We start from the raw sequence: 23,894 nt of genomic DNA, 5'->3' as shown, positions 1-23,894 counted from the left end.
GACCCGCCCCGGGCGCGGAGGCCGCGCGTCCCGGCCCCGGGCGTCGAAGCCGTGCGGGGCGCGGGTCCGCGCCGGGCGTACAGGCCGCAGGCCGCGGCATCAGCCGGCGAGACTGCGTTCGAGCTGGTCGGCGAGGGCCGGGTCGGGCCAGGAGAGGAGGCCCCAGCCCGCGCCCGGCTCGGTGGAGAGGCTCTGGATGGCGGTGGTCAGGGCGCGGGAGAGGGTGCCCGCGCAGGCGTGGAAGGCGCCGACGGTCAGGGCGGCGCTCGTGTCGGCGCGCCGCAGGGCGCGCCAGGCCCGGATCAGCATGAGCGAGGTCAGGGGCTTGGGCTCCCGGTACGGCGGCGGTGGTGCCGTCGCCGAGCCGAGTCCGGGCGCGCGAGGGCGCGAGGAGGCGGACGGCGTCCCGGGTGACGGGCCGGGTCCGGAGCCGGGTCCGGGGCCGTGGCTGTGACCGGAGCCGGGTCCGGGGCCGTGGCCGTGACCTGAGCCGGAGGCGGACGTGAGCCCGTGGCCGGAGCCGGAGGCGTGCCCGCGGTCGGGGTCCGGCGCGGGACCGGGGTCCGGGCCGGAGGCTGTGGTGTGCCCGGTGTCCCGGGCCCCGGAGCCCCCTCCCCGGGGGGCGTGGGGGGCCTGCCCGTCGGCGACCGGGTCGGCGCTGTGTGCCGGGTCTGCGCCCGGCGCGGGGTGGCCCGGCAGGGCCGTGGCGGACGCCCGGGGGCGCCGGGTGCCCTCCGGGCCGCCGGGCGGGCAGCGGGTGTCGTCGTCCGTGGCGTCCAGCGCGGTGGCCTCGTGGGCCCAGTGCCGGGCCTGCCGCAGTTCTCCGCGGGTGAGGTGCAGCAGATAGAGGCACTCGGCGGAGGCCGCCTTGCCCGCCCCGGCGGCGAACTGCCAGAGGGGCTCGGCCTGGTCGTCGCGGTCGGCGAGATGCAGCAGGCAGGCGAAGACCAGGGCGCCGTCGGGTTCGATCTGCCGGGTGGAGGCGAGGCCGGCCAGATGCCGGGCGGCGTGCGGGCTGCGGATGGCCCAGGAGGAGAGGGTGCGCAGATCACGAGCGGCCCGTTCGCGGCGGGGGACGGCGGCGGGGCGGCCGGTCCAGGGGGCGCGCGTGGTCCGGCCGATTGCCGGCTGCGGGAAGCCGCCCCGGGACGTGCTGCCGTGGGCGGCGGCCCGGCGTACGGCGTCGGCGGCGTCGTCCTCCAGCCGGCGGAGCGCCGCCTCCCGCCACTCCTTCCCGGCCGCGTCCCGCCACTCCTCCCCGCCGGTGTCCCGCCGTTCCTTCTCGCCGGGGCCCGCGCCCGCACCCCGGCTGTGCCGGGGGCCGCCCGGTGGGCGTGGTGACGGCCTGTCGGCCGGGCGGCCGCGGCGGCCGTCGCCGGAGGGGCTTCCGGGGGCGGCGCCTGACGGCGCACCGGGCCGGTCGTGGTCGCCCGTACGGTCGTGACGGTCGGGCGGCCAGGCGAAGCGTCCGCGCCCGGGACCGTCCGGCCGGCTGTCCGCCGGACCGCCGGGAGGGCCGGCCGGGCCGCGGTCCCGGCTGCCCCCCGGGGTGGCGGGCGGGCGGGGTGCGGCCCCGCCCCCGGGCTGCTCCCCGTACCCGCCTCCGCCTCCCGGCCCGTCGCCGGGTGGCGCGGGGCGGGGGACGATCCTTGCGTCGTCCAGGAGTTCGTCGAGCGTGCGCGGCGGCTGCATGGGTGCGTGTGTCCTCATTCCTCGTCGTGGTCGGGGCCCAGCTCCAGGCCGAGGTCCTGTGCGATGCGTTGACGGGCGTGCAGGCGGTGGGACCGCACCGTCGCCTCCGTGATGCCCATGATGTCGGCGGTCTGGGCGGTGGTGTGGTCGAGCACGTAGTGCAGCACCACGACGTCGAACTGCCGCGCGGGGAGCCGGGCGATCGCCGGGTAGAGCCCGACGTGACTCTCCATCGCGGCGAACTCGTCGCGCGCGCCCTCCAGCACCACCCGTACGACGCGCTGGAAGACGGCCGTCTCGGCCATGGCGGAGGTGCGGCCCAGGCGCAGCAGGACCTCGTCCACGGCCTCCTTGAGGTGCGCCCAGGCGCTGGCGGCGGGGTTGGCCTCCTCCATCAACCGGTGCCAGCCCGTCAGGAGGCTCAGGAAGACCAGGTGGACGACGCGTTCGGCGAGTCGCACGTCGCCGAGGTGGAGTTCGGCGTAGCGCTGGTACGCGCCGGCGTACTGGTCGTGGAAGGCCCGGAAAGCCAGCGGAATATGCTGCGGTTCGCGCACGGCAGGCCTGGCGGCGGCTCGCCCCTTCTTCTCGTCGTCCTCGTTCACGCCCGCTCCCCACGCCCGGTGGGGAGCGGTACGTCGGTGGCCGGGTACCGGCCGGTGTCCGTGTGCCGTCGCTCGGCGAGCGAGGCGACCCCCACCTTGACGCCCGCCGCGAGCCCACGCCGTGCCAGGCGCAGCGCGTCCGGCACGAAGACCCGCACGGCGGTGGCCACCGCCAGCACGCCGATGAGCAGTTGAAGCAAGAGGTTGGTCCTTTCATCCGTCGGCATCGCCGGCCGCCCCCGGTTTCCGGCTGTGGTGTGCGGAGGGCGCGGTGACGCGGCCGCCCCGCGGGGGTCACCAGCTAAGCGGTCCGGGGCGGGCGAACGTGGAGGCCGCTTCGGGGAAATTTCCGTGGAAGGCGTGCGGTGTACGAGCGCATATGCCCACCGCACGATCACTACTGATCAGTAAGCAGTCTGTGGGGAACATGTCACAGGCTGTGACCAGTGGCTCTCCGGAGGGCGCCCCCACGGAGGGCGGGGACGCCTGTACCGGCCACTCGGTCGGCGGCGTGACGCGTCTCACATACCGGCGGAAGCCGGAATCCACACTGGTCCAGACCCTTTCGGCGTCGATCCGGGCTCGCCGCCGGGGCCCTCCCGGCCGGGACGGTGGCTCTGGACGGCGCCGTGCGACCGGTGCCACGGTGGGAGTGTGGGGTGGAAATCAACCATTCGTGCGGAAACGCCAGAAACGAGAAAGGTGGCGACGGTCATGGCCGAGCACCCGCACGCCGCACTGGTCCGCAGGGGCTACGACGCGTTCTCCCGCGGCGACATGGAGACGCTCACCGAACTCCTGGCAGGTGACGCCACCCAGCACCTCCCGGGTGACAGCCCGATGTCCGGTGACTACAAGGGCCGCGACACGATCCTGGACCTCTACCGGAAGCTGTACGAGGAGACCGACGGCACCCTCCGGGTCGAGATGCAGGGCGCCTACGTCGACGGACGCGGGCACGTCCTGACGGTCCACCGGATGACCGCGCAGCGCAAGGGCCGGACCTTCGAGGGGACGGGCGGCTTCGTCATCCGGGTCGTCGGAGGCAAGGTGGTCGATCTCGACGAGTGCGTGGAGTCCATCGAGCGACTGGACGAGTTCTGGGCCTGAGGGCCCGTAGCGCGGGGTACGCGGGGTGCGCCGGACCGCACGGTCCGGCGCACCCCGCTGTGTGCGCCGGCCGCGGCGGGCGTCGCCCCTTGACGCGTCGCCGCCCCGGCGCCTTTGCTGCCCGGCGGCACCTCGTCGCCCGTACGGGGCAAGCGGTGCGCCCGAGCGCGCCGCACACCCGAGCCTGCCGCGTGTACGGCTGCCGGTACGGCATCGTCGGGCGGCAGCGCAAGGAGGCGAGAGAAAGTCATGGACGTACTGTGGGGACTCGGGGGGATGGCGGCGCTGCTCGTCATCGCCTTCGCACTCTCGACCGACCGCCGGGCCATCCGGCCCCGCACCGTGTTCGGGGCGCTCGGGATCCAGCTCGGCATGGGTGTGCTGGTGCTCTACTGGGAGCAGGGGGAGCGGCTGCTCAAGCTGGCCTCGGACGGGGTGGCTGCGGTGATCGAGAGTTCCGAGGACGGTACGAACTTCCTCTTCGGGCGGCTGCTCGAGGGGGAGGGGACGATCTTCGCCTTCCAGGTGCTGCCCGTGGTGATCTTCGTGGCCTCGCTGGCCGCGGTCCTCTTCCACCTCGGGATCATGCAGCGGGTTGTGCACGGCATCGGCGGCGCCCTGCGCATCGTGCTCGGCACCAGCCATGCGGAGTCGATGAACGCGGCCGCCAACATGTTCGTCGGCCAGACCGAGGCGCCCCTGTTCATCCGGCCCTACCTGGCGCGGCTCACGCGCTCGGAGCTGTTCGCCGTGATGGTCGGCGGGCTGGCGACCGTCGCGGGCACCGTACTGGTGGGCTACTCGCTGCTCGGCGCGCCGCTGGAGTACCTGATCGCGGCGAGTTTCATGGCGGCGCCGGGCGGCCTGCTCATGGCGAAGATCATCATGCCGGAGACCGGGCGCCCCGAGCTGATCGGCCCCGGCCACGACACGGGGGCGCGGCCCCCGGCGGCCGCGGGCCGCACGGGATTCGCGGCCGCGCTGGCCCGGCTCACCCCGGGGCGCTCCGGGACCCGTACGCCCGGCGGTCCGCAGGAGGGTGCCGGCCCGGGTGAGGGCGCCGGGCGCGGCGGCGCCCGGGACGCCGACCGCTGGAGCGCGGGCCGCTGGAGCGAGGACGCGCCCGGCACGGATCGGCAGTCCGGGGACGACGACGGAGGGGACGCCCGGCGGGACGCCGCGGAAGGAGACGACGACCGGCGCGACGACGGCCGCCCCGCGGACGCAGGCACCGAGGAGGGCGCCCGGGCCGCCGGCGGGCCGCCGGGGGGCGGAGGCCGGGCCGCGTCCGCCATGGCGGCGGCCGACGAGGACCGTCCGCTCAACGTCATCGACGCCGCCGCCCGCGGCGCCTCCGACGGCCTGCGGCTGGCGCTGAACATCGGCGCGATGCTGCTGGCCTTCATCTCGCTGATCGCACTGCTGAACCTGTTGCTGGGTACCGTGGGCGGCTGGTTCGGGGAGGACGACCTCTCCTTCCAGCAGCTCATCGGCTACGTGTTCGCCCCGGTGATGGCCCTGATCGGGGTGCCCTGGGAGGAGGCGGTCGAGTCGGGCGCCTTCGTCGGCCAGAAGCTGGTGCTCAACGAGTTCGTCGCGTTCGCCGAGTTCGGCCCGCAGATCGACCAGTTCAGCGAGAAGACGGCGACCATCACCACCTTCGCCCTCACCGGCTTCGCCAACTTCTCCTCGCTCGCGATCCTGCTCGGCGGCCTCGGCAGCCTCATCCCGCACCGGCGGGGCGAGATCGCCCAGCTCGGCATCCGCGCGATCTTCGCCGGCACCCTGGCGAACCTGATGAGCGCCGCCATCGCGGGCATGCTCGTCGGCTGAGTCCGGGCGCGCGGGCCTCCGCACGGCGCGCGGGTACCCGTTGCGGAGACCGCGGTGCCGTACCGGCGGGCGTCGGTGCCAAACCCGTCATGCATTACGATTCTTTGGCATGCGGCGTGCGCGGGCCGTTCGTCCCCGGGTCCTCGCCGGGCCCGGCGGGGCCAGGTCCACTGGTCGCCCCGGCCGCGTCCGGAAGCGGCGCCTGGTCCTGTCGTAACGACGAGGAGACTGCTCGGTGAATCTCGCCCTGGGACCCAGCTGGCTGGACCCTGACTATCTCATCCAGACCTTCGGGCTGCTCGGCATTCTGACCATCGTCTTCGCCGAGTCGGGGCTGCTGATCGGCTTCTTCCTGCCGGGCGACTCGCTGCTCTTCACCACCGGCCTGCTGGTCGCGACCGACCAGTACCTGCACTACCCGCTCTGGGTGGTCTGCGTCCTCATCGTGATCGCGGCCGTCGCGGGCGACCAGGTGGGCTACGCCTTCGGCCGCAAGGTCGGCCCCGCGCTCTTCAGACGGCCCGACTCCCGCTTCTTCAAGCAGGAGAACGTCGAGAAGGCGCACGACTTCTTCGAGAAGTACGGCGCCAAGTCGCTGGTGCTCGCCCGGTTCGTGCCGATCGTCCGGACCTTCACGCCCATCATCGCGGGCGTGAGCCGGATGAACTACCGCACGTTCGTCACCTTCAACGTGGTCGGCGGCCTACTCTGGGGCGCGGGCGTGACCCTGCTGGGCGCGGCGCTGGGTCAGGTCGACTTCGTGCACGCGCACATCGAGAAGTTCCTCCTCGGCATCGTGCTGCTCTCCGTGCTGCCCATCGCCATCGAGTACTGGCGCGCCCGGCGCGGCAACGGCGGCGGCGACAAGGGCGACGACGCCGGGGAGGCCGGCTCCGGCGCCGCCCGGGGCCGCCGGTCCCGCCGGCGCGGCCGGCACGCGATGCGCTGAACGCGCTCCGCCGCCGGAGCCTCCGGGCGCCGGTCAGGTCCAGTCCCGCCCGGAGCGGCCCCGTTTCAGGTCGCCGCGCTGCTTCTTCTGCCGCAGCCGCCGCTCGTTGACCCCGCGCGGGATCTTCTTCTTGCGGCGGGGGCGCGGCGGCGGCGCCGTGGCCTCCGCGAGGAGCGCGGCCATGCGGACGGCGGCCGTCTCGCGGTTCCGCCACTGTGAGCGGTGCTCCCCGGCCCGTACGACGAGCACCCCGTCCACCAGGCGCCCGGACAGGCGCTCCAGGGCGCGGGCCTTCCACACCTGAGGCAGCGCCTCGGTGCGGGCGAGGTCGAAGCGGAGCTCCGCCGTGCTGTCGCTGGTGTTGACGTGCTGTCCGCCGGGCCCGGAGGAGCGGGTGAAACGCCACTGGAGCTCGGCCTCCGGCAGGGAGACAGAGCCGCGGATGCGATAGGGCCCGGACATGTGTCCATGATCGGGCCTCACCCCCGGTGCCGTCACCCGGGTTTCCGCGCGCCGGACCGGGGCGCCGGGTCCGGGGCGGCGGGTCCGGAATGCGGTCCCCGCGCCGGCGGCCCGGGGGCGTTCCGGGAGCCCCGCCGGAAGTGGGCCGGCGATCGCGGAACCGTGCCGCGCTCCGGCTGCGTTGGGGAGGGTGAAGGGGCGCCGCGCCCCGGGAAGAGCACACAACGGAAGGGCATCCCCATGGCTGTCAGCCTGTCCAAGGGCGGCAACGTCTCGCTCACGAAGGAGGCGCCCGGCCTGAGCGCCGTCACGGTCGGCCTCGGCTGGGACGTCCGCACCACCACGGGCACGGACTTCGACCTGGACGCCAGCGCCATCGCGGTCAACGCGAGCGGCCGGGTCTACTCCGACCAGCACTTCGTCTTCTTCAACAACCGCGCCACCCCGGACCAGGCGATCGTGCACTCCGGTGACAACCTCACCGGTCAGGGCGAGGGCGACGACGAGCAGATCAACGTCAACCTGGCGGCCCTGCCCGCCGACATCGACAAGATCGTGTTCCCGGTGTCGATCTACGACGCCGAGTCGCGCAGCCAGAACTTCGGCCAGGTGCGCAACGCCTTCATCCGCGTGGTGAACCAGGCCGGCGGCGCCGAGATCGCCCGCTACGACCTGAGCGAGGACGCCGCCACCGAGACGGCCATGGTCTTCGGCGAGCTCTACCGGCACGGCGCCGAGTGGAAGTTCCGCGCCGTCGGTCAGGGCTACGCGGCCGGGCTCACCGGCATCGCCAAGGACTTCGGTGTCAACGTCTGACGCCGCCTGACGCCGGCCGGCGCCGACCGGAGCGCGGGGGCGCGAGCGGTGGCCCCTCGAGGGCGTACGGAGGCGGCGCCCGGTGTCCCGTCCCGCTTTCCGCGGCCGCCGAGGCACGACGGCGCGCACCGGGTGCGCGCTCGTAGCGTGCGCCGGTTCTGTGCGCTCCCCGCATGCGTCCGTGCGCCCCTGTCGGCGTACGGACGCCTGCGGCGGCCCCTGCGGCCGTCCGCACCGGTCGGAGGCGTCCGGGCCGCGCGCCCCTGCGCCGGGGCCGCCCGGCCCCCGCCCGGCCCTTCCCGGGGCCGGGCCGGGACCGCCAGGGTGGCGTGACAGCATCGGTCCGTGCTCGACATCGGCTATGCCCTCTCCACCCGCTTCCCGGACCCGCCGCAGACCGACTACCGCACCGCTGACGTGCGGACTCTCCGGCACGACCTCTTCTGCGGCGACGTCTACCTGGCCGACACCGACACCGGCCAGGAGCTGGCCACCCGGTGGGGATGGCTGCCGGTGCTGGACTTCGCCTGGGCGCTCTGCGCCATCGCCGAGCGCCTGGACGCGGACCCGCGGGGCGGCCGGGCCCCGGGGCCGCAGCGGGCCGAGCTGGACTTCACCGAGAGCACCGAGCTGATGCGCTTCGCGCGGCGCTTCGGCTGGGTGGAGATCACCGCCGACTGGCAGCGCCCCGGCGAGCCCCCTCTGGCCTGCTCTTTCACAGCGCTGCACCGGGAGGCGCGCGACTTCCTGCACGACCTGCTGGCGGATCTCGTCGACCTGCACGAGGGGCTCGCGGAGAATCCGGTCGTATGGGAGCTCCAGGCCCGCTTCCCCCGGCTTCCACAGGGCGCATGACGGCGCGTGACGGTGGTGTGACTCCCGTGAAGGCGGTGTGACCCTCCTCACCTGTTCCGGTGGCGGTGTCACGGAGCTAGGGTTGTTTCTCAGACATTTCGTTTTCTTTGGTCCCCGGGGCGTTCCGCGGGACTGTCATCGGCTCGGCACCGCCGGGCCGGTGCGCTGCGAGACCCCGGGCTTCCGGCCACCCCGCCCAGGGTGGCGCCACCACAGACAGGACCTGGCCCATGACCCATTCGGAGCAGCGTTCCGCCGCTGCCGACCGGGCTGCCCGGCTGGTCACCTCCGAACACCGTGCGTTCATGTCCGCACCAGGCATGTCACCACCCCCCGGCGCCGCCGGACATCCGGGGCACACCGGGCACGGCACCGTGGCCGGCCCGGTGCGCGATCCGCGGCGGCCGCCCATCCCCCTGGACGGCGGTCCGCACGGACCGGACCCGGTGGCCGCCCTGCTCACCGGCGCCTCCGCCGACACCGTCGGGGTCTCCCTGCTCGTCCTCGACACCGAGGGCGGGGTGCTCGCCTGCACGGCCGGCGCCGAGGGGCTTCTCGGCCGCCCGGCGGGCGAGGTGTGCGGGCGGCGGGTGGACGATCTCTTCCCGCGCCAGGACGCCTGGCGCACCCTGACCACGCAGCTCACCGCCGACCTCGGCACCGCCGGAGCGGCCGCACCGCCGGACGGCCCGCGGTGCAGCGGCCCCGCGGGCGGGGACCCGGCGGTCCGCGTCCACTGCCGGCTGCTCTCCCTGGAGCCCGCGCGCACCGTGGACGCGCCGTATCTTCTCCAGCTCGCCCCGGCCACCGCGGTCGAGCGGCAGCAGGAGGACGACGCCCTCGTGCGGGCGCTCTTCTCCCAGTCCCGGATCGGGCTGCTCATCCACGACGCCCAGCTCCGGGTGACCCGTACCAACCTGGAGCACTCCTGCTTCCGCACCCACGGCTCCGGCACCCGGCTCGCCGTGCCGCAGCACCCGGAGGCGTACCTGGAGCCGGACGACGCGGCCCAGGTCGTCAAGACCCTCCGCTCGGTCGCCGAGACCGGTGAGCCGCTGATCGGCGTCCCGCACCGGGCTCGCTGCCTGGGGTTCCCGGAGCGGGAGCGCATCGTCTCGCTCTCCGCCGTGCCGCTGCGGGACGCGGAGGGCGACGGCCACGGCGTGCTCACCTCCGTCACCGACATCACCGACTCGCACCGGGACAAGCGCCGGCTGGCCATGGCCAGCGAGGCGGCCCGCCGCATCGGCACCTCCCTGGACATCACCCGGTGTGCCGAGGAGCTCACGGAGTTCCTGGTGCCCGACTTCGCGGACCTGGTGGCCGTCGACCTGACGGAGGTGGTGCTGGTCGGCGAGGAGCCGTGCGACATCCTCCGCGGCGTGCCCTTCACCCGGGTCGCCGCGGCCGCCGTGGACGGCGCCTGGCCGTCCGAGCTCTACGCCGTCGGGGAGACGGCCCGGATACGCAGCCTGGAGACCGCGTACCTGCGCAAGTGCGCCCCGAGCATGCCGGACTTCGCCGAGATGCGTGCGGCCTTCTCCGACGACGTGCACCGGTCCCGGCTGCTGCTGCCGGAGGGCGCCGCCTCCTACATGTTCGTGCCGCTGCACGCCCGCGGTCTCGTGCTGGGCTCCCTCAACCTCTGGCGCAAGGAGGGCCGCGTCCCCTTCGACGCGCGGGACGCGGAGCTGGCCGAGGAGGTCGTCTCCCGTGCCGCGCTGGCGGTGGACAACGCCCGCCGCTACACCCAGGAGCGCCGCACCGCCGAAGCGCTGCGGCGCAGCCTGCTGCCGCCGTCCGTGGTGGACGTCAGCGCCGCCGAGGCGGCCGGGACCTGTCTGCACGCGGCCACCACCGCGGGCGTCGGCGGCACGTGGTTCGACGTGATACCGCTCTCCTCCGCGCGGGTCGCCTTCGTGGTCGGCGACTCCGTCGGCCACGGCATGGAGACGACGGCGGCGACCGGCCGCCTCCGCACTGCCGTGCAGACCCTCTCCGACCTCGACCTGCCCCCCGAGGAGCTGCTGGCACACCTGGACGACCTGGTCGTACGCCTCTCCGCGGGCGAGCCGGCGACGGCGGCCGGGGGCCCCGGACGGGTGCGGGGGGCGACCTGCCTCTACGCCGTCTACGACCCGGTCACCGGCCGCTGCACCATGGCCAGCGCCGGGCACCCGCCGCCGGCGGTGATCGCCCCGGACGGGCGGACCCGGATGGTCTCCTGCGAGCCCGGGCCCCCGCTGGGGGAGGGCGGCGAGCCGTTCGAGCCGGTGGAGGTCGACGTCGAGCCCGGCAGCCTGTTCGCGCTCTACTCCGGCAACCTGCTCTCCGCCGGGGAATCCGCGCGGGACGGCGCGGCCTCCTGGGACCACGCCGGGGCGCCGGAGCGCACGCCGGAGCCCCGGGACGGCGAGGCCCCGGGCCGCGGCGCCCGGGATCGCGCGTTCCGTGACGAGGCGCTCCGCGACGACGCGCTCCGGGGCGAGGCGCTCCGGGGCGAGGCGCTCCGTGACGACGTTGCCGGCGACGACGCCTTCCGTGCCGACGCGGCCGGGGGCACCATGTCCCGTGCGGAGCCCGCGCGGGAGCACACGGGCGTGCCCGCGGGCGACGAGAGTACGGAGCCCCCCGGAAGCGACCGCCTGTGCACGGCCCTGGAGGCCGCCGCCCGTGCCCACGACACCCCGGTGGCCATCGGCCGCGCGGCCATGGACCGGCTGGTGCCGGAGCCTCCCGCCGCCGACACCAACCTCCTCGTCGCCCGCCCCCGCGAGTTGCCCGCCAAGAACACCGCCGGCTGGGAGTTCGACGCCGACCCGGCGATCGTGGGCCGCGCCCGCGAGACCGTCGCCACCCAGCTCGGCGCCTGGGGGCTGGAGGAGCTGGCCTTCACCACCGAGTTGATCGTCAGCGAACTGCTCACCAACGCCATCCGCTACGCCGGCGGACCGGTGCGGCTGCGGCTGATCCGCGACGAGACGCTGATCTGCGAGGTCTCCGACCCGGCTCAGGCCCACCCGCACCTGCGCCGCGCCCGGCTCACGGACGAGGGGGGCCGCGGGCTCTTCCTCGTGCACCAGCTCACCCAGCGCTGGGGTAGCCGCTACACCTGCTCCGGGAAGACGATCTGGACGGAGCAGGTGCTGCCGGGCGCCGGGACTCAGCGGCTGTAGTCCTTGAGCTTTTCCGTCTCCAGGGTGATCCCGACCGGGTCGGGGACCTCCACCGCCTTGCCGAAGGGTGGGCCTGCGAAGTGGTCGATCGGCGCCGGCGCGCCGTCGGGCACCGCCTTGACCTCAAGCCTGCCGTTGACGAACTCCAGGTCCACGTTGCGTACGGCGGCGCTGCTCGGTCGGCAGCACGCCAGAGAGCTGCGACACCCGGCGGCAAACTCGTCACCCATTGCCACGGGGGCAGGAGGGTGTCGGGTTGCCCGTCCGCTCAGTCCTCCACCCGGACGCCCAGCGCGGCGGCGAGGGCCGGGGCGAGGTCCATGAGCTGGGCCGTGCTGATCACCGCGCCGGAGAGGCAGTCGGTCCCGGCGCTGATCTCCAGCTCGGCCGCCTCCCGCAGGTCGACGTCCCGCAGCGTCGCCTGGCGGAGGTCCGCGCCCCGGACCCGGCAGTCGCGGAAGGCGACCCGCTCCAGCCGGGCACCGGCGAAATCCGGCTCGATCAGCACGCAGCCCTCGAAGAGCACGTCGGTCAGCCGCGCCTGCCGCAGGTTCAGGAAGTCGAGCTTGCCGCCCCGCACCAGCACCCGGGTCAGCCGGGCACCGTGCAACTGGGCGCCGCCCAGCCGGGCGTCGGCCAGCTCGACGTCCCGCAGCTCGGCCTCGGCGAGATCGGCCCCGACGCCCCCCACGCCCGTCAGCCGGGTGTCGATCAGCCGGGCGCGTCTCAGGCGGATGCCGTCCAGCCCGCACTGCTCGAAGGAGCAGTCCAGGAAGGTGCTGCCGGTGGCGTCGGCCGCGGCCAGATCCAGCCCGGTGAAGGACCGGGTGTCGTGGTCCCCGTCCGGGTGCAGGTTGCTGCCGTCGTGCGGGGTCGGCTCGGGCAGGCTGAGCTGCGGGAGCTGCGGTCGGCGCACCCCGGGCGCCCTCTTCGTCGCCATGGCCTCATCGTGCCGGACGCCACCGACAACCCCCCGGCAACGCCGTCCGCCGCGGCTGCCGCAGTACTCCGCTGTACTCCGCGGACACCGCGCGGCCCCGTCCCCGGTGGTCGGGTCCCGTTGTCCGGCCCCGTTGTCCGGCCGCCCCGGACGCCCCGGCCGACCGCGCCGGCCGGCCGCCACGCGTGCCGCGCCCCGCCCCGGGTGCGTCCCCGTGCGGGCGGGTGCCCCCAGACTGGGCCCATGAGCGAAACCACCGAGCCCTCCCCCCTGACGGTCCGCGTCGGCCCGCAGGAGCTCGTCGTCCGGCGGCGCTACGAGACCCTCAGCATCCTCAACGACGTGCTGATCGCCCTGTGGTTCATCGCGGGCAGTGTGATGTTCTTCTCGGAGGAGTGGACGACGACGGGCACCTGGTGCTTCCTCTTCGGCAGCCTGGAGCTGCTGATCCGCCCGGTCGTCCGGCTGTCGCGCCAGGTCCACCTGCGACGCCTCCGCGCCGTGCACGGCAGCGGCCCGGAGTCCTCACAGGACTTCTGACCGCGCCTGCGCCCCGCGGCCCGTCCGCCGGGAGGGATCCCGCGGCCCGTCCGCTCGGGAGGGGTCCCGCGGCCCGTCCGCTCGGGAGGGGCCCCTCGGGAGGCCCCCGCTCCGGGGAGCGCGCTCAGGACAGCGCCCGGTACCGCCCGCGGAAGTAGAGCAGCGGCCCGGGATCGCCGTGGTGCGGCACCTGTGCGGAGAGGACCCGGGCGATCACCAGGGTGTGGTCGCCGGCCGGCACCCGCTGTTCCGTCCGGCACTCCAGCACCGCCAGCGCGTCCCGCACCAGCGGGGCGCCGGTCGCCGCACCGTGGTCGTGCGGCAGGTCCTGGAAGAGCAGCCGGTCGCTGAGCCGTCCCTTCATGGCGAACCGGCCGGCCGTACGGCGCTGCGCCTCGGTGAGCAGCGAGGCCCCCCAGAGCGACTGCCGGGAGAGCACCTCGTCCATCCGGGAGCCGTCGCGCACGCTGACCATGACGAGCGGCGGCTCGAGGGAGACGGAGAGGAACGCGGTGGCCGTCATGCCGACGTCCTCGCCGTGCGGGCCCTCGTCCGGGTCGTGGGCCGTCACCAGCACCACGCCTGCCGCAAGCCGGGCCATCGCGGCCTTGAACTCGTCCTCGCTCACCCCCTCAGCATGCGGGATGGTGGCTGCCGTCTGCTCGCTCGTCTGCTCATGCACTGCTCGGGACACGTCAAGCACGCTAACGCCCCGCGGAGGGGTCCGGCATCGGGCTCCCGGACCAGCCGGGGCCTAGGACCCGGGCCCGGTCCGCGCCACCGTGGCGGTGTCCGGCCCGGTGGGCGGGCCGGAGCGCGCTCCCACGCACCGCAGCCGAGCGTAAGCGTACTGTTGTGACTTGAGTCACAGAGGCCATTTAATGTTGACCCTGTGTACCGGCAGAGGTGCTGACTGTGATTCAGTGGGCTTGCACGTGCACGTGCACGAGAAAGCGTGCTTGAAGGCACGGGCAGCACGACGCAGGAAGCCGGGCCGCACGACGCTCGACCGAGGCTCAGGGGGAGGCGATGGATACCGAGTCGGAGCCCTATGTCCGCCTCGCCAGCCTACGGCAGTTGCACCGGGTCGTGGCGCGGCTCAACACCGCCCGCAGCCTCGCCGACACCCTCCAGACCATCGCCGACGGCGTCGTGGAGGGTCTCGGCTTCGAGCTGTGTGCGGTGAACCTCGTGCGTGCGGACGGCGACCTCGTCGTCGCCGCCGTCGCCGGCAGCGAGGGCGCCGAGGCGATGATGGCCGGCCGGGTCGGCTCCCGCGCCTCCTGGGAGCGCCGGCTCGCGATGGGGGAGCGCTGGGGTGAGCTGCGCTACATCCCGTACACCGAGGGCTGGGTCCTGGACGACGACGACGTCCCGCAGTGGCACCCGCCCGGCCCGGTGCCGCGCTACACCGACGAGTGGCACCCCATGGACCGGCTCTTCGCCCCGCTGCACTCCTCCGGCAGCGAACTGCTCGGCGTGATCTCCGTCGACCGCCCCCACAGCGGCCGCAAGCCCGGCGCCTGGGGCCGCGAGGCGCTCCAGATGTACGCCTCGCAGGCCGCCATCGCGCTGAGCAACGCCCGGCTGCGGGCGAACATGCAGCGTGCCCTGGTCCGGCTGGAGCGCGAGCAGCAGGCGCTGCGCGCCAGCGAGGAGTCCTTCCGGCAGGCGTTCGAGTACGCGCCCAGCGGCATGGCCGTCGCCGAGATGGGCGGCGACGACCACGGCCGGCTGATGCGGGCCAACGACGCGCTCTGCCGGCTGCTGGGTCGGCCCGCCTCCGCGATGCGCCGCTACTCCTTCTCCGACCTCGTCCACCCGGAGGACATCGGCCTGCTGCTGCGCACCTCCGCCGAGGGCGGCCGGGCCGAGCTGCGCCTGGCGCGGCGCGACGGCTCGTACGTCTGGGTCTCGCTGCGGAACTCCGTCGTGGCCGACACCGCCGACGGGCCGCGCTTCCTCCTCACCCACGTCGAGGACATCGAGGAGCGGAAGCGCCACGAGCTCCAGCTCGCCCATCGGGCCAGCCACGACTCGCTCACCGGCCTGCCGAACAGCGCCGAGCTCCGGGCCCGGCTGACCGGCCGGCTCTGCCCGAACCCCGGCCCCGCGATATCCGAGGTGAGCCGGGTCCCGCTCGGGCCCGGGGGCGGGCCGAGCGGCCTGCCGGACGACTTCGACGCGGGCTTCGACGACCCCGGTGCCGTCCCGGGCGCGGGCGTCGCCCCGCCGGGCGCGCCCTACGACAAGAAGCACCATGTGCACACCTTCCCGCCCAAGGACGACGGATCGGGTGAGAAGGGGCTCGCGGTGCTCTTCTGCGACCTCGACGGCTTCAAGTCCATCAACGACCGGTTCGGCCACCACTGCGGCGACGCCGTGCTCATCGAGGTCGCCCGCCGGCTCTCCGGCGGGGTCCGGGACAACGACACGGTGGCCCGGCTCGGCGGCGACGAGTTCGTCGTCCTCGCCGACGGCCTCGGTCCTGCGGAGGCGCAGGACCTCGCGGTGCGGCTGCGCAACGCCATCATCCCGCCGATCCGCGTGGACGGCCGTGCCGTACGCGTCGGCGCCAGCTTCGGCATCGGCTGGGCCGGCTGCGGGATGACCGCCGAGGAGGTCCTGCAATCCGCCGACCAGCGGATGTACGTGGAGAAGCGCTCCCGTTCCAAGGCGCAGCGGCGCGCGGGCTGACGGACCACGGCACCGGGCTTCACCGGGTGTCCGGCCCCCGATCACCCGTTCGTTGGCGTGGAGGCCACCCGGGGGAGGTAGGCTCGGCCGGATACCTGACGCAGTAGGGAGTGACAGGGGATGACCGCCGAGAACAACGGCACGGGTGCGACCGGGGACGACGACCCCTTCGGCTACCTGTACCGCCAGGAGAACGGCGGTACGGACGCGGCGACGCGGGCCGCGCAGCAGCCGGGCGTCCCCAGGCGGTCGTACAACCAGGTCCGTGCCGTGGGGGAGCGTCAGTACGGCGCCCGCGCCGGCGTGCCGCAGCAGGGCGCGCCGCACGGCGCCGGCCCGCAGGGCGCGCAGCAGGGCGGCGGCTTCCCGCAGCAGGGCATGCCCGGCCAGGCGCCCGGCGGTCCCGGCGGCCCCGCTGCGCACAACCCCAACGCCCACTACGCCGCTCCCGAGACGGTGCCCGGCGGCCGTGCCGCCACCCGCGCCCAGGGCGCCCCCGGCGGCGGCCGCGGGCGCGGCGGGGGCAGCCACAACGGGCTGCTCATCGGTGCCGTCGCCGTCGTCGCGGCCGTCGTCATCGGCATCGGCGCCGCCATGATCTTCAACGGCGACGGGGGCGACACCGCGGGCGGCGACCCCGGCGCCACGCCCACGGCCGGCGCCGGCGGTGACGGCGGTGCCGACGGCGGCCAGGACTCCGGTCAGCAGGCCGCCGGTGACAAGAAGGACGGGAAGGACGGCGACGCCGCGCTCCCCAAGGAGGACGCGGCCGCGCTGCGCCTCGGCGGCAAGGCACAGCTGGAGAAGACCATCCCCGGTGCCAAGGGCAAGAACGGCATGTACGTCGCCGGCATGAACACCCCCGGCTCCTCCGCCCGCTGGCGCACCGAGGTCCCCAAGGCCGGGCAGTACAACCTGCACGTGCGCTACACCGTGCCCGGCAAGGACATGCACCTCTCGCTGGCGGTGAACGGCAAGGACCACGCCACCGGCCTCAACATGGAGAACTTCGCGAAGGCACCCGAGGGCGACTGGTCCAAGGGCTGGACCTACACCTACGCCACGGTCAACGTGCACGAGGGCGCGAACGTCTTCGACATCTCCTGCCAGGCCGGGGACTCCTGTGATGTGAATCTCGATCAGGTGTGGCTGGAGCCCGCCAAGTAGGCCCGCCACACGGGCCGCCGCTCAGGCCCGCCGCACGGGCCGCCGCTCAGGCCCGGTGCCGCGGTCCGGTGCGGCACCCACGGGCCCGCGCGGCCGCTCCGGCCGTGCGCACCGCCCCGGGGCCTCAGGCCGCCGGCTGCTCGGTGACCGCGATCCGCGGGAGCAGCTCCGCGTAGAGCTCCGCGTCGTACTCGCCGGCCGCCGGCGCCCGTACGGTCGCCGCCGACAGGGCCACCGCGTGGGCCAGCCGCTCCGGCCAGGGCAGCCCCTCCACCAGCCCGGAGAGCAGCGCGGCCACCGCGGAGTCCCCGGCCCCGGCCGGATTGCCCGGGTAGCGGCGCGGGGGCGCCGCGTGCCAGGCGTGTTCCGGGGTGACCGCGAGCATCCCGTCCGGTCCCAGCGAGGCGGCCACCGCGCTCGCCCCGCGCCGCCGGGCCGCACGGGCGGCGCGCAGCGGCTCGTTGGTGCCGGTGATCCCCGCCAGCTCCCGCACGTTCGGTTTCACCAGGTCGGGCCGGGCGGCCAGCCCGCGGCGCAGCGGCTCCCCGCTGGTGTCCAGCAGCACCGGCACCCGGGCCGTCCGCGCCTCGCGCACCAGCGTGGCGTACGCCCCCACCGGCACTCCCGGCGGCAGGCTGCCGCACAGCGCCACCGCGTCCGGGCGGAGGTCGTGCAGCAGGTCGCGGTAGACGGCGAGGAAGCTCTCCCACTCCTCGGGGAGGAGATGTGGCCCCGGCTCGTTGAACTGCGTGGTGTCGCCCGTCGCCTCGTCGACGACCGCGACCGTGCGCCGGGTGCTGCCGCCGACGGTGACCAGCGCGTCGGTGATCCGCCCCGGGCCGGTGCCGTGGGCCCCGAGCAGCGCCCGCAGCTCCTCGCCGGTACGGCGGCCCGTGCAGCCGGTGACCACGGTGTCGTGGCCGAGCGAGGCCAGCACCCGGGCGACGTTCAGTCCCTTGCCGCCGGGGCGCTCCGCCACCTCGCGGACCCGGTGCGAGCCGTGCCGCTCCAGACGGGGGACGCGATAGGTGAGGTCGAGGGCGGTGTTGAGCGTCGCCGTCAGGATCACCCGGATCCACCCCCTGTGCTCACGTGCACTGCTCCCCGCCCACACACGGCGTGTACGGCGTACGTGTACGGCATCACGCGCCGGCGGAGTCGCCTACGGACTGCGGGAGTGATCATGCCATCCGGCGGGCGGTCGGCCCAGGGCCTCCGACCGGCTGTTCTCCCCGCCCGCCGGGTGTGTCTCAGGGCTTCTCGGGCGAAACCACCCATGCGCCCTTCCGCAGTACCCCGCGCAGCCGGAAGTCCCCGTCCAGCACCACCAGGTCGGCGTCCTTGCCCGGTTCGAGCGAGCCGACCCGGTCGTCCACGCCCAGCAGCCGGGCCGGGGTGGCCGACAGGGCCCGCACGGCGTCCTCGACGGGCAGCTCGTCGACGGCGACGGCGCGCCACAGCGCCTGATCGAGGGTCAGGGTCGAACCGGCGATCGAGCCGCCCTGCACCAGCCGCGCCACCCCGTCCCGCACCTCCACGTCCATCGGGCCCAGCGGGTAGACCCCGTCGCCGACGGCGGCGGCGCTCATCGCGTCCGTGACGAACGCCACCCGCTCCCCGCCCGCCGCCGCGAAGGCCAGCTCCAGCACGGCCGGGTGCAGATGGGTGCCGTCGTTGATCAGTTCGACGGTGACCCGCTCGTCCTCCAGCAGCGCGGCGACGGGGCCGGGCGACCGGTGGCCGAGCGCCGGCATGGCGTTGAACAGGTGGGTCGCCACGGTGGCGCCCGCGTCCACCGCCTCGCGGGTCGCCTCGTAGCCGGCGTCGGTGTGGCCCACGGCAGCCACCACTCCGGCGTCCACCAGCAGCCGTACGGAGTCCAGCCCGCCCGGCAGCTCCGGGGCGAGGGTCATCATGCGGGCCGTGCCGCGCGCCGCCTCGACCAGCTTGCGCACCTCACCCGGGTCCGGGTCGCGCAGCAGGGCGGGCTCATGGGCGCCGCAGCGGTTCCGGGCGATGAACGGGCCCTCGAAGTGCACGCCCGCCAGGTCGCCCTGCTCGGCCAGTTCGCTGAGCACTCCCGCCTGCCGGGCCAGTTCCGCCAGGTCGCCCGTGACGGTGGAGGCGACCATCGTGGTGGTGCCGTGCCGCCGGTGGGTGCCGACGACCCGCAGGGCCTCCTCGTGGGTGCCTGCGGAGAAGGACGCCCCGCCGCCGCCGTGCACATGCATGTCCACGAAGCCGGGGACGACCCAGTGGCCGGCGAGGTCGTACGTCTCCGTCTCCGGCGCTCCGGCCGCGGCCCCCGCCGGGGCGGCGGTGCCGGGTGCCGCTGCGGCCGCCGGGCCGCAGCCGGCGATCGTGCTCCCGTCCACGGTCAGCCGGCCGTCCTCGACCACGCCTCCCGGCAGCACCAACCTGGCACCGGTGAGCACCTTGCGCTGTGTCATCGCCGTCATCGGCTCGCATCCTCCGCGGAGAGTAGATCCCAGGCGAGAAGCCCCGCGCCCAGGCAGCCGGCGGCGTCTCCGAGGTCCGCCGGGACGATCGTGGGGACGTGCTGGAAGGTGACCCGCTCGCGCACGGCCTCGCGCAGCGGCACGAGCAGCGTGTCGCCCGCTTCGGCGAGCCCGCCGCCGATGATCAGCGCGCGCGGGTCGAGCAGGGAGAGTCCGGTGACGAGGCCGTCGGCGAGTGCACCGACGGCGTCCCGCCACACCGCGGCGGCGCGCGGATCCCCCGACTCCACCGCCGTGGCGGCGTCCGCCGCCGTCGCCGCCGGGTCGCCGCACGCCGAGGCCCAGGCGCGCCCCAGCGCGGAAGCCGAGGACAGCGTCTCCAGGCAGCCGCGCGCGCCGCAGCCGCACGGCGGGCCGTCCGGGCCGGGGCGTACGACGATGTGACCGATCTCCCCCGCGCTGCCGTGTGCGCCCGGCTCCACCCGGCCGTCGATGCCGAGGGCCCCGGCGATGCCGGTGCCGACGGACACGAAGAGGAAGCGGTCCACGCCGCGCCCGGCGCCGAGCCGTCCCTCGGCGAGTCCGCCGGCCCGCACGTCGTGGCCCAGTGCCACGGGCAGCGTGCCGCGCAGGCGCTCGCGCAGCAGGGCCCGCAGGGGCACGTTCCGCCAGCCGAGGTTGGCCGCGAACACGGCGACGCCCTTCTCCCCGTCCAGTACCCCGGGCACGGCGACCCCCGCGGCGGCCGGCTCGGTGCCGAAGCGCTCGACGCCGTACGCGCGCAGCTCGGCGGCGAAGGAGAGCACGGCCTCCACCGCCGCCTCCGGACCCGCCTCGCGGGGGGTCTCCCGCCGCGCCTCGTACAGCGGCCGGTGCTCCGGTGCCGGGCCGAGGAGGGCCGCCTTCATGCTGGTGCCGCCCATGTCGAGGGCGATGACGTAGGGACTCACGGGTCCAGTGTCCCGTGTGGAGGGCGAGAGGTCTAGTCCACTTGCGCGATCTCGTGCGGGCGGGGGTGGGGGAGGGGTGGGTCGGCTGGGCGGTCGGGGTGGTGGGGGTGCGGGCGGCCGCTGGGCGGGGCGCTTCCGCTTGTCCGTGCGGGGCCGGTCGGGGGTCGCTGGGGGCCTGCCCGCGTCGTGATCTTGTACTGGTCCACGCTTTTGACGGATTTCGGGCCGATTTTTGTCAAAAGCGTGGACCAGTACATGATCATCCGGGAATCGTCAGGGGTGGTGCCCACTGACGGGTCTTACGTTCCGGGGTCCGGGGCCTTTCCGGGTGCGGACTCGGCCCGTCAGGCCGCGGGGCGGGCCCGGACAGGCCGAGGCCGGACCGGCTCGGGCCGGAGGCCGGGGGGACGGACCACATCAGCTTTGCGGCTGAGCGCCCGGCCGGACGGCCGGACGCCGTAGAGCCCGGTCCCCACCGGCTGCCGGCGGGGCGTACCCCCACTCCGGAACGGCCCGCAGACAGACCGCGCACTGCCACGCACGTGCAACGAGCGGAGCGAGAAGACGAAACCGCAAGCACCGCGCGGCAGCAGCCCGCCACCGCAACCCCGTCATCGGCTACCGACCGCCCCGCCGCCCGGCCCCGTCACCGGTGGGTGAACCCCGGCCGACCACGCCACCCGTCACCAGCATCCTGAACGAGCCCGGCACCCACCACCCCTCCCCCCCCCCGTAGCCCGCCAAGCAGTGACCGCAACCGGCCACGGCCCGCCGGGCGGCGGCGAGTGCCCAGGCACCCCGGCCGCGAAGCCCTCGCGCCCCGGCCGCGAAACCCAGTCACCCCGCCCAGGCAGCCGCTCGCCCCCCCCCGTCTCACGGGTCGAGGATCACGCTGCGCGTGAGCCCGCGCGGCCGGTCCGGGTCGAGGCCGCGGGACTCGGCGAGAGCCACCGCCAGCCGTTGGGCCCGGATGAGGTCCGCCATCGGATCCAGGGCGCGCCCGCCCCCGCGCGCCGCCTCGGAGTCGGCGATCAGGGTGCCGCCCACCCGGTCCACCTCGCCGGCGAGCCCCTTCGGCAGGGGGCCGAGCACCCAGGCGACGCGCCCCGGCCCGGTGACGGCGATCGGCCCGTGCCGGTACTCCATGGCCGGGTACGCCTCCGTCCAGACGCCGGCCGCTTCACGGAGCTTCAGCGCCGCCTCCAGCGCCAGCCCGTACGTCCAGCCGCGGCCCAGGAAGGTCCACTGCTCGGCGTCCAGCACCGTCCGCGGGAGCGGCGCGCTCACCGCCAGTTCCGCGTCGACCACCGCCTCGGCGACCGGCTTCGCGGGCAGCGGCCCGTGCTGCTCCAGCCCCGCCCGCAGGAAGGCCAGCGCGCTGGTCGCGAAGCGGGTCTGCACGACGGACTCCTCGTCGGCGTGCTCGAGGGCCGCGACATGGTCCGCGACCTCCCGCACCGGGGCACCGGGGTCGGCGGTCAGGGCCACCGTGCGGGTGCGGTCGCGCAGGGTCTCCAGGAGCTCCAGCACCTCGGTGGTGGTGCCGGAGCGGCTGAGCGTCACCACCCGGTCGTACGACTCGGCCCGCGCCCCCGGGAACTCGGAGGCGGCGAAGGCGTCCGTCTCCCCCTGCCCGGCGGCCTCCCGCAGGGTCGCGTAGGCCTGCGCCATGAACCAGGAGGTGCCGCAGCCGCCGACCGCCACGCGCTCGCCGCGCTGCGGGAGCGCCGCGCCAAAGCCCTCGGCCTCCTCCGCCGCACGCCGCCAGCAGGCGGGCTGGGTGACGAGCTCGGCGGCGGTGCGGGACGCGGGCCGGCCGGCTCCGGCGGCGCTGGGCATGCGGGCTCCTCAGGGTGCGGCTCACGGTGCTCACGGATGCGGCTCGGTTGCCGCTCGTTCGGCGGCGGCGCCGCGCGTACGGGCGAGCGTACGGCGGCGGGTACGGCCGCCCGGGCCGCGCCCCGTCCCCAGGATGTGGATAGCAGGCCCGGCGGCGTCGCGGCAACGGCGCCCGGGAGCGGACGCCCGACGGGCCGTGCGCCCCGCGGCGGTGCCCTCGCCGACCGGTACCTCGCCGACCGGAGTCGTTCCGGGGGGCTCACTCACGGTGCCCGGTCCCGGTGGTGTAGACCTTGTGCGGCGGTGAGGGCGACACCCACACCCAGGTGAACGCCGGACCGGCACGACCGGTCCGGCTCCGGAACGGACGGCGAACCCGGAGGCGACCGGGCGAGGGGAGGTCGGTCTCGGTGCGACGGCGGCGATTCCTGCGGCTGGCGGCGGCGACCGGCGCGGCGGGCACGGTCGGCCTGACGACCGGCTGCGGCGGGACGGAGGGCACCACCCTGCGGGTGGTGGCGGCCGACTACGGCGACCCGGGCGGCGGCAACGGCTCCCAGGCCTACTGGGACGACCTGGCGCGCGCCTTCGAGAAGGAGCACCCGGGCATCACCGTGGAGGTGGCGGTCCATCCCTGGACCGAGGTGGACCGGAAGGTCGCGGCCCTGGTGAAGGACGGCCGGGCACCCGACATCGCGCAGATCGGCTCGTACGCCGGCTACGCCGACGAGGGCCGGCTGTACAGCGCCCGCGAGCTGCTGCCGATACCCGTGCAGGCCGACTTCCTGCCCGGACTCGCCGAGGCCGGCGAGGTGCGGCGGACCCAGTACGGGCTCCCCTTCGTCTCCAGCACCCGGCTGCTCTTCTACAACCGCACCCTCTTCACGCGCGCCGGACTCGACCCGGACGCGCCGCCGGAGAGCTGGGAGGAACTGCGGGAGGCCGCCGCGGCGCTGCGCGAGGCGGACGTCCGCATCCCGTACGGCCTGCCGCTGGGACCGGAGGAGGCCCCGGCCGAGACGATGATGTGGCTGCTCGGCGGGGGCGGCGGCTACACCGACAACGTCGGCAACTACACCATCGACTCCACCGAGAACATCCGCACCTTCACCTGGCTCCGCGACCGGCTCGTCGGTGCGGACCTGACCGGCACCGACCCGGCGCGCACCAACCGGCAGGCGGTCTTCGACGCCTTCGCCCGCGGCGAGGTCGGCATGCTCAACGGCCACCCGACGCTGATGCAGCAGGCCGACCGCCACGAGACCGACTACGGCACCGCCGTGCTCCCCGGGCGCGGTGGGCCGGCCCGTACGACCATGGGCGTCGCCGACTGGGCGATGGCCTTCCGGCGGGACGGCAACGAGGAGGCGGTGGGCACGTTCCTCACCTTCGTCTTCCAGGAGGAGAACCACTACGCCTTCGCCGACCGCTACGACCTCCTGCCGGTGACCACCTCCGCCTCCGCGCGCATGAAGCGCGACCCGGACCACGAGAAGCTGGCGACCTTCCTGGAAGAGCTGCCGACCGCGCACTTCTACCCGGTGGGCAAGGTCTCCTGGGGCGAGGTGAGCCGGAAGATCAAGGACACCATCGGCGAGGCGGTCCGGCCCGACGGTGACCCCGCGGCCCTGCTGGGCGAGATCCAGCGCGTGGCCTACGCCGCCGAGTCCCCGGCGTAGGCGCGGAGCTGGGAGCGCCCCGGCGTAGGCGTGGAGCAGGGAGCGCCCGGCCCTGCCGTCTGCGCCCGCGTCCGCGCCCCGCCCCGCCGGCCGTGCGGGCCGGGCCCGGTTCCTGGCCGGGGCGG

The 23,894-nt window shown here is 75.1% G+C and carries 21 protein-coding genes; 10 read left to right on the top strand and 11 right to left on the bottom strand.

Translation table 11 applies throughout. The features are described from left to right. Positions 1–99: 99 nt before the first annotated feature. From HOY81_RS08610 to HOY81_RS08600, 3 genes are read right to left on the bottom strand one after another with little or no spacing between them, the layout of a single operon-like run. Complete coding sequence (locus HOY81_RS08610) at positions 100–1,692, bottom strand: hypothetical protein (protein WP_237319639.1); 1,593 nt, start codon at positions 1,690–1,692, stop codon at positions 100–102. Between the two features lie 14 nt (positions 1,693–1,706). Next, positions 1,707–2,297, bottom strand: a complete 591-nt coding sequence (locus tag HOY81_RS08605; RefSeq protein WP_237319638.1) for an RNA polymerase sigma factor — start codon at positions 2,295–2,297, stop codon at positions 1,707–1,709. Continuing rightward, positions 2,294–2,497 carry a hypothetical protein gene (locus tag HOY81_RS08600; RefSeq protein ID WP_237319637.1) on the bottom strand — a complete coding sequence of 68 codons (204 nt, stop codon included), beginning with the start codon at positions 2,495–2,497 and terminating at the stop codon, positions 2,294–2,296. Before HOY81_RS08600 ends, HOY81_RS08605 begins: the two co-directional genes overlap by 4 nt. Positions 2,498–3,011: 514 nt before the next feature. On the opposite strand from HOY81_RS08600, the gene HOY81_RS08595 reads away from it, so the two are divergent. From HOY81_RS08595 to HOY81_RS08585, 3 genes are all read left to right on the top strand, one after another. Continuing rightward, positions 3,012–3,407 (top strand): nuclear transport factor 2 family protein, encoded by a 396-nt coding sequence (locus tag HOY81_RS08595; protein WP_237319636.1) that lies wholly within the window; start codon positions 3,012–3,014, stop codon positions 3,405–3,407. Positions 3,408–3,656: 249 nt separating this feature from the next. Next, on the top strand, positions 3,657–5,240 hold the full coding sequence (locus tag HOY81_RS08590) for a NupC/NupG family nucleoside CNT transporter (RefSeq protein WP_237319635.1): 1,584 nt from the start codon (positions 3,657–3,659) through the stop codon (positions 5,238–5,240). A 235-nt stretch (positions 5,241–5,475) separates the two neighbouring features. Further along, positions 5,476–6,189 (top strand): DedA family protein, encoded by a 714-nt coding sequence (locus HOY81_RS08585; RefSeq protein ID WP_237319634.1) that lies wholly within the window; start codon positions 5,476–5,478, stop codon positions 6,187–6,189. Between the two features lie 33 nt (positions 6,190–6,222). On the opposite strand, the gene arfB is transcribed toward HOY81_RS08585, so the two are convergent. Continuing rightward, positions 6,223–6,651: an alternative ribosome rescue aminoacyl-tRNA hydrolase ArfB gene (arfB, locus tag HOY81_RS08580; protein ID WP_237319633.1), complete on the bottom strand. Its 429-nt coding sequence runs from the start codon at positions 6,649–6,651 to the stop codon at positions 6,223–6,225. A gap of 240 nt (positions 6,652–6,891) precedes the next feature. Here arfB and HOY81_RS08575 point away from each other — a divergent pair, with 240 nt between their 5' ends. From HOY81_RS08575 to HOY81_RS08565, 3 genes are all read left to right on the top strand, one after another. After that, positions 6,892–7,467, top strand: a complete 576-nt coding sequence (locus HOY81_RS08575) for a TerD family protein (protein WP_237319632.1) — start codon at positions 6,892–6,894, stop codon at positions 7,465–7,467. Positions 7,468–7,812: 345 nt separating this feature from the next. Then, entirely contained in the window at positions 7,813–8,322 is a 510-nt protein-coding gene (locus HOY81_RS08570; RefSeq protein WP_237319631.1) for a hypothetical protein, read from the top strand. Between the two features lie 230 nt (positions 8,323–8,552). Beyond that, the gene (locus tag HOY81_RS08565) at positions 8,553–11,498 is read left to right on the top strand and encodes a SpoIIE family protein phosphatase (RefSeq protein ID WP_237319630.1); all 2,946 of its coding nucleotides are present in this window, start codon (positions 8,553–8,555) and stop codon (positions 11,496–11,498) included. Here the strand turns inward: HOY81_RS08565 and HOY81_RS08560 are convergent. Both HOY81_RS08560 and HOY81_RS08555 read right to left on the bottom strand, forming a co-directional pair. Then, entirely contained in the window at positions 11,486–11,653 is a 168-nt protein-coding gene (locus HOY81_RS08560; RefSeq protein ID WP_237319629.1) for a hypothetical protein, read from the bottom strand. The two genes, HOY81_RS08565 and HOY81_RS08560, sit on opposite strands and share 13 nt — an antisense overlap. Positions 11,654–11,766: 113 nt before the next feature. Further along, positions 11,767–12,438, bottom strand: a complete 672-nt coding sequence (locus tag HOY81_RS08555) for a pentapeptide repeat-containing protein (protein WP_237319628.1) — start codon at positions 12,436–12,438, stop codon at positions 11,767–11,769. A gap of 243 nt (positions 12,439–12,681) precedes the next feature. Between HOY81_RS08555 and HOY81_RS08550 the strand changes: the two genes are divergently transcribed. Further along, a complete protein-coding gene (locus HOY81_RS08550) occupies positions 12,682–12,978 on the top strand; it encodes a YrhK family protein (RefSeq protein ID WP_237319627.1) in 297 nt (98 codons plus the stop codon). A gap of 124 nt (positions 12,979–13,102) precedes the next feature. On the opposite strand, the gene HOY81_RS08545 is transcribed toward HOY81_RS08550, so the two are convergent. Further along, on the bottom strand, positions 13,103–13,672 hold the full coding sequence (locus HOY81_RS08545; RefSeq protein WP_237319626.1) for a flavin reductase family protein: 570 nt from the start codon (positions 13,670–13,672) through the stop codon (positions 13,103–13,105). A gap of 335 nt (positions 13,673–14,007) precedes the next feature. Here HOY81_RS08545 and cdgB point away from each other — a divergent pair, with 335 nt between their 5' ends. Further along, on the top strand, positions 14,008–15,675 hold the full coding sequence (gene cdgB, locus HOY81_RS08540; RefSeq protein ID WP_237319625.1) for a diguanylate cyclase CdgB: 1,668 nt from the start codon (positions 14,008–14,010) through the stop codon (positions 15,673–15,675). 120 nt (positions 15,676–15,795) lie between these two features. After that, complete coding sequence (locus tag HOY81_RS08535) at positions 15,796–16,842, top strand: hypothetical protein (RefSeq protein ID WP_237319624.1); 1,047 nt, start codon at positions 15,796–15,798, stop codon at positions 16,840–16,842. Positions 16,843–16,966: 124 nt separating this feature from the next. Here the strand turns inward: HOY81_RS08535 and HOY81_RS08530 are convergent, their stop codons facing one another. From HOY81_RS08530 to HOY81_RS08515, 4 genes are all read right to left on the bottom strand, one after another. Continuing rightward, positions 16,967–17,911: a 1-phosphofructokinase family hexose kinase gene (locus HOY81_RS08530; RefSeq protein ID WP_237319623.1), complete on the bottom strand. Its 945-nt coding sequence runs from the start codon at positions 17,909–17,911 to the stop codon at positions 16,967–16,969. 181 nt (positions 17,912–18,092) lie between these two features. Next, a complete protein-coding gene (nagA, locus tag HOY81_RS08525; protein ID WP_237319659.1) occupies positions 18,093–19,292 on the bottom strand; it encodes an N-acetylglucosamine-6-phosphate deacetylase in 1,200 nt (399 codons plus the stop codon). Positions 19,293–19,297: 5 nt separating this feature from the next. Continuing rightward, positions 19,298–20,224, bottom strand: coding sequence for an ROK family protein (locus tag HOY81_RS08520; RefSeq protein ID WP_237319658.1), 927 nt, complete (start codon positions 20,222–20,224; stop codon positions 19,298–19,300). Positions 20,225–21,124: 900 nt separating this feature from the next. Beyond that, positions 21,125–22,090 carry an SIS domain-containing protein gene (locus HOY81_RS08515; RefSeq protein ID WP_237319622.1) on the bottom strand — a complete coding sequence of 322 codons (966 nt, stop codon included), beginning with the start codon at positions 22,088–22,090 and terminating at the stop codon, positions 21,125–21,127. Between the two features lie 410 nt (positions 22,091–22,500). Here HOY81_RS08515 and HOY81_RS08510 point away from each other — a divergent pair, with 410 nt between their 5' ends. Beyond that, positions 22,501–23,769: an extracellular solute-binding protein gene (locus HOY81_RS08510; protein WP_237319621.1), complete on the top strand. Its 1,269-nt coding sequence runs from the start codon at positions 22,501–22,503 to the stop codon at positions 23,767–23,769. Positions 23,770–23,894 lie beyond the last annotated feature (125 nt).

This window comes from Streptomyces sp. JJ36 (assembly GCF_021696945.1).
GTDB lineage: Bacteria > Actinomycetota > Actinomycetes > Streptomycetales > Streptomycetaceae > Streptomyces.
The sequence above is the reverse complement of the archived record's forward strand: the minus strand, read 5'-3'. Positions and strand labels throughout refer to the sequence as shown.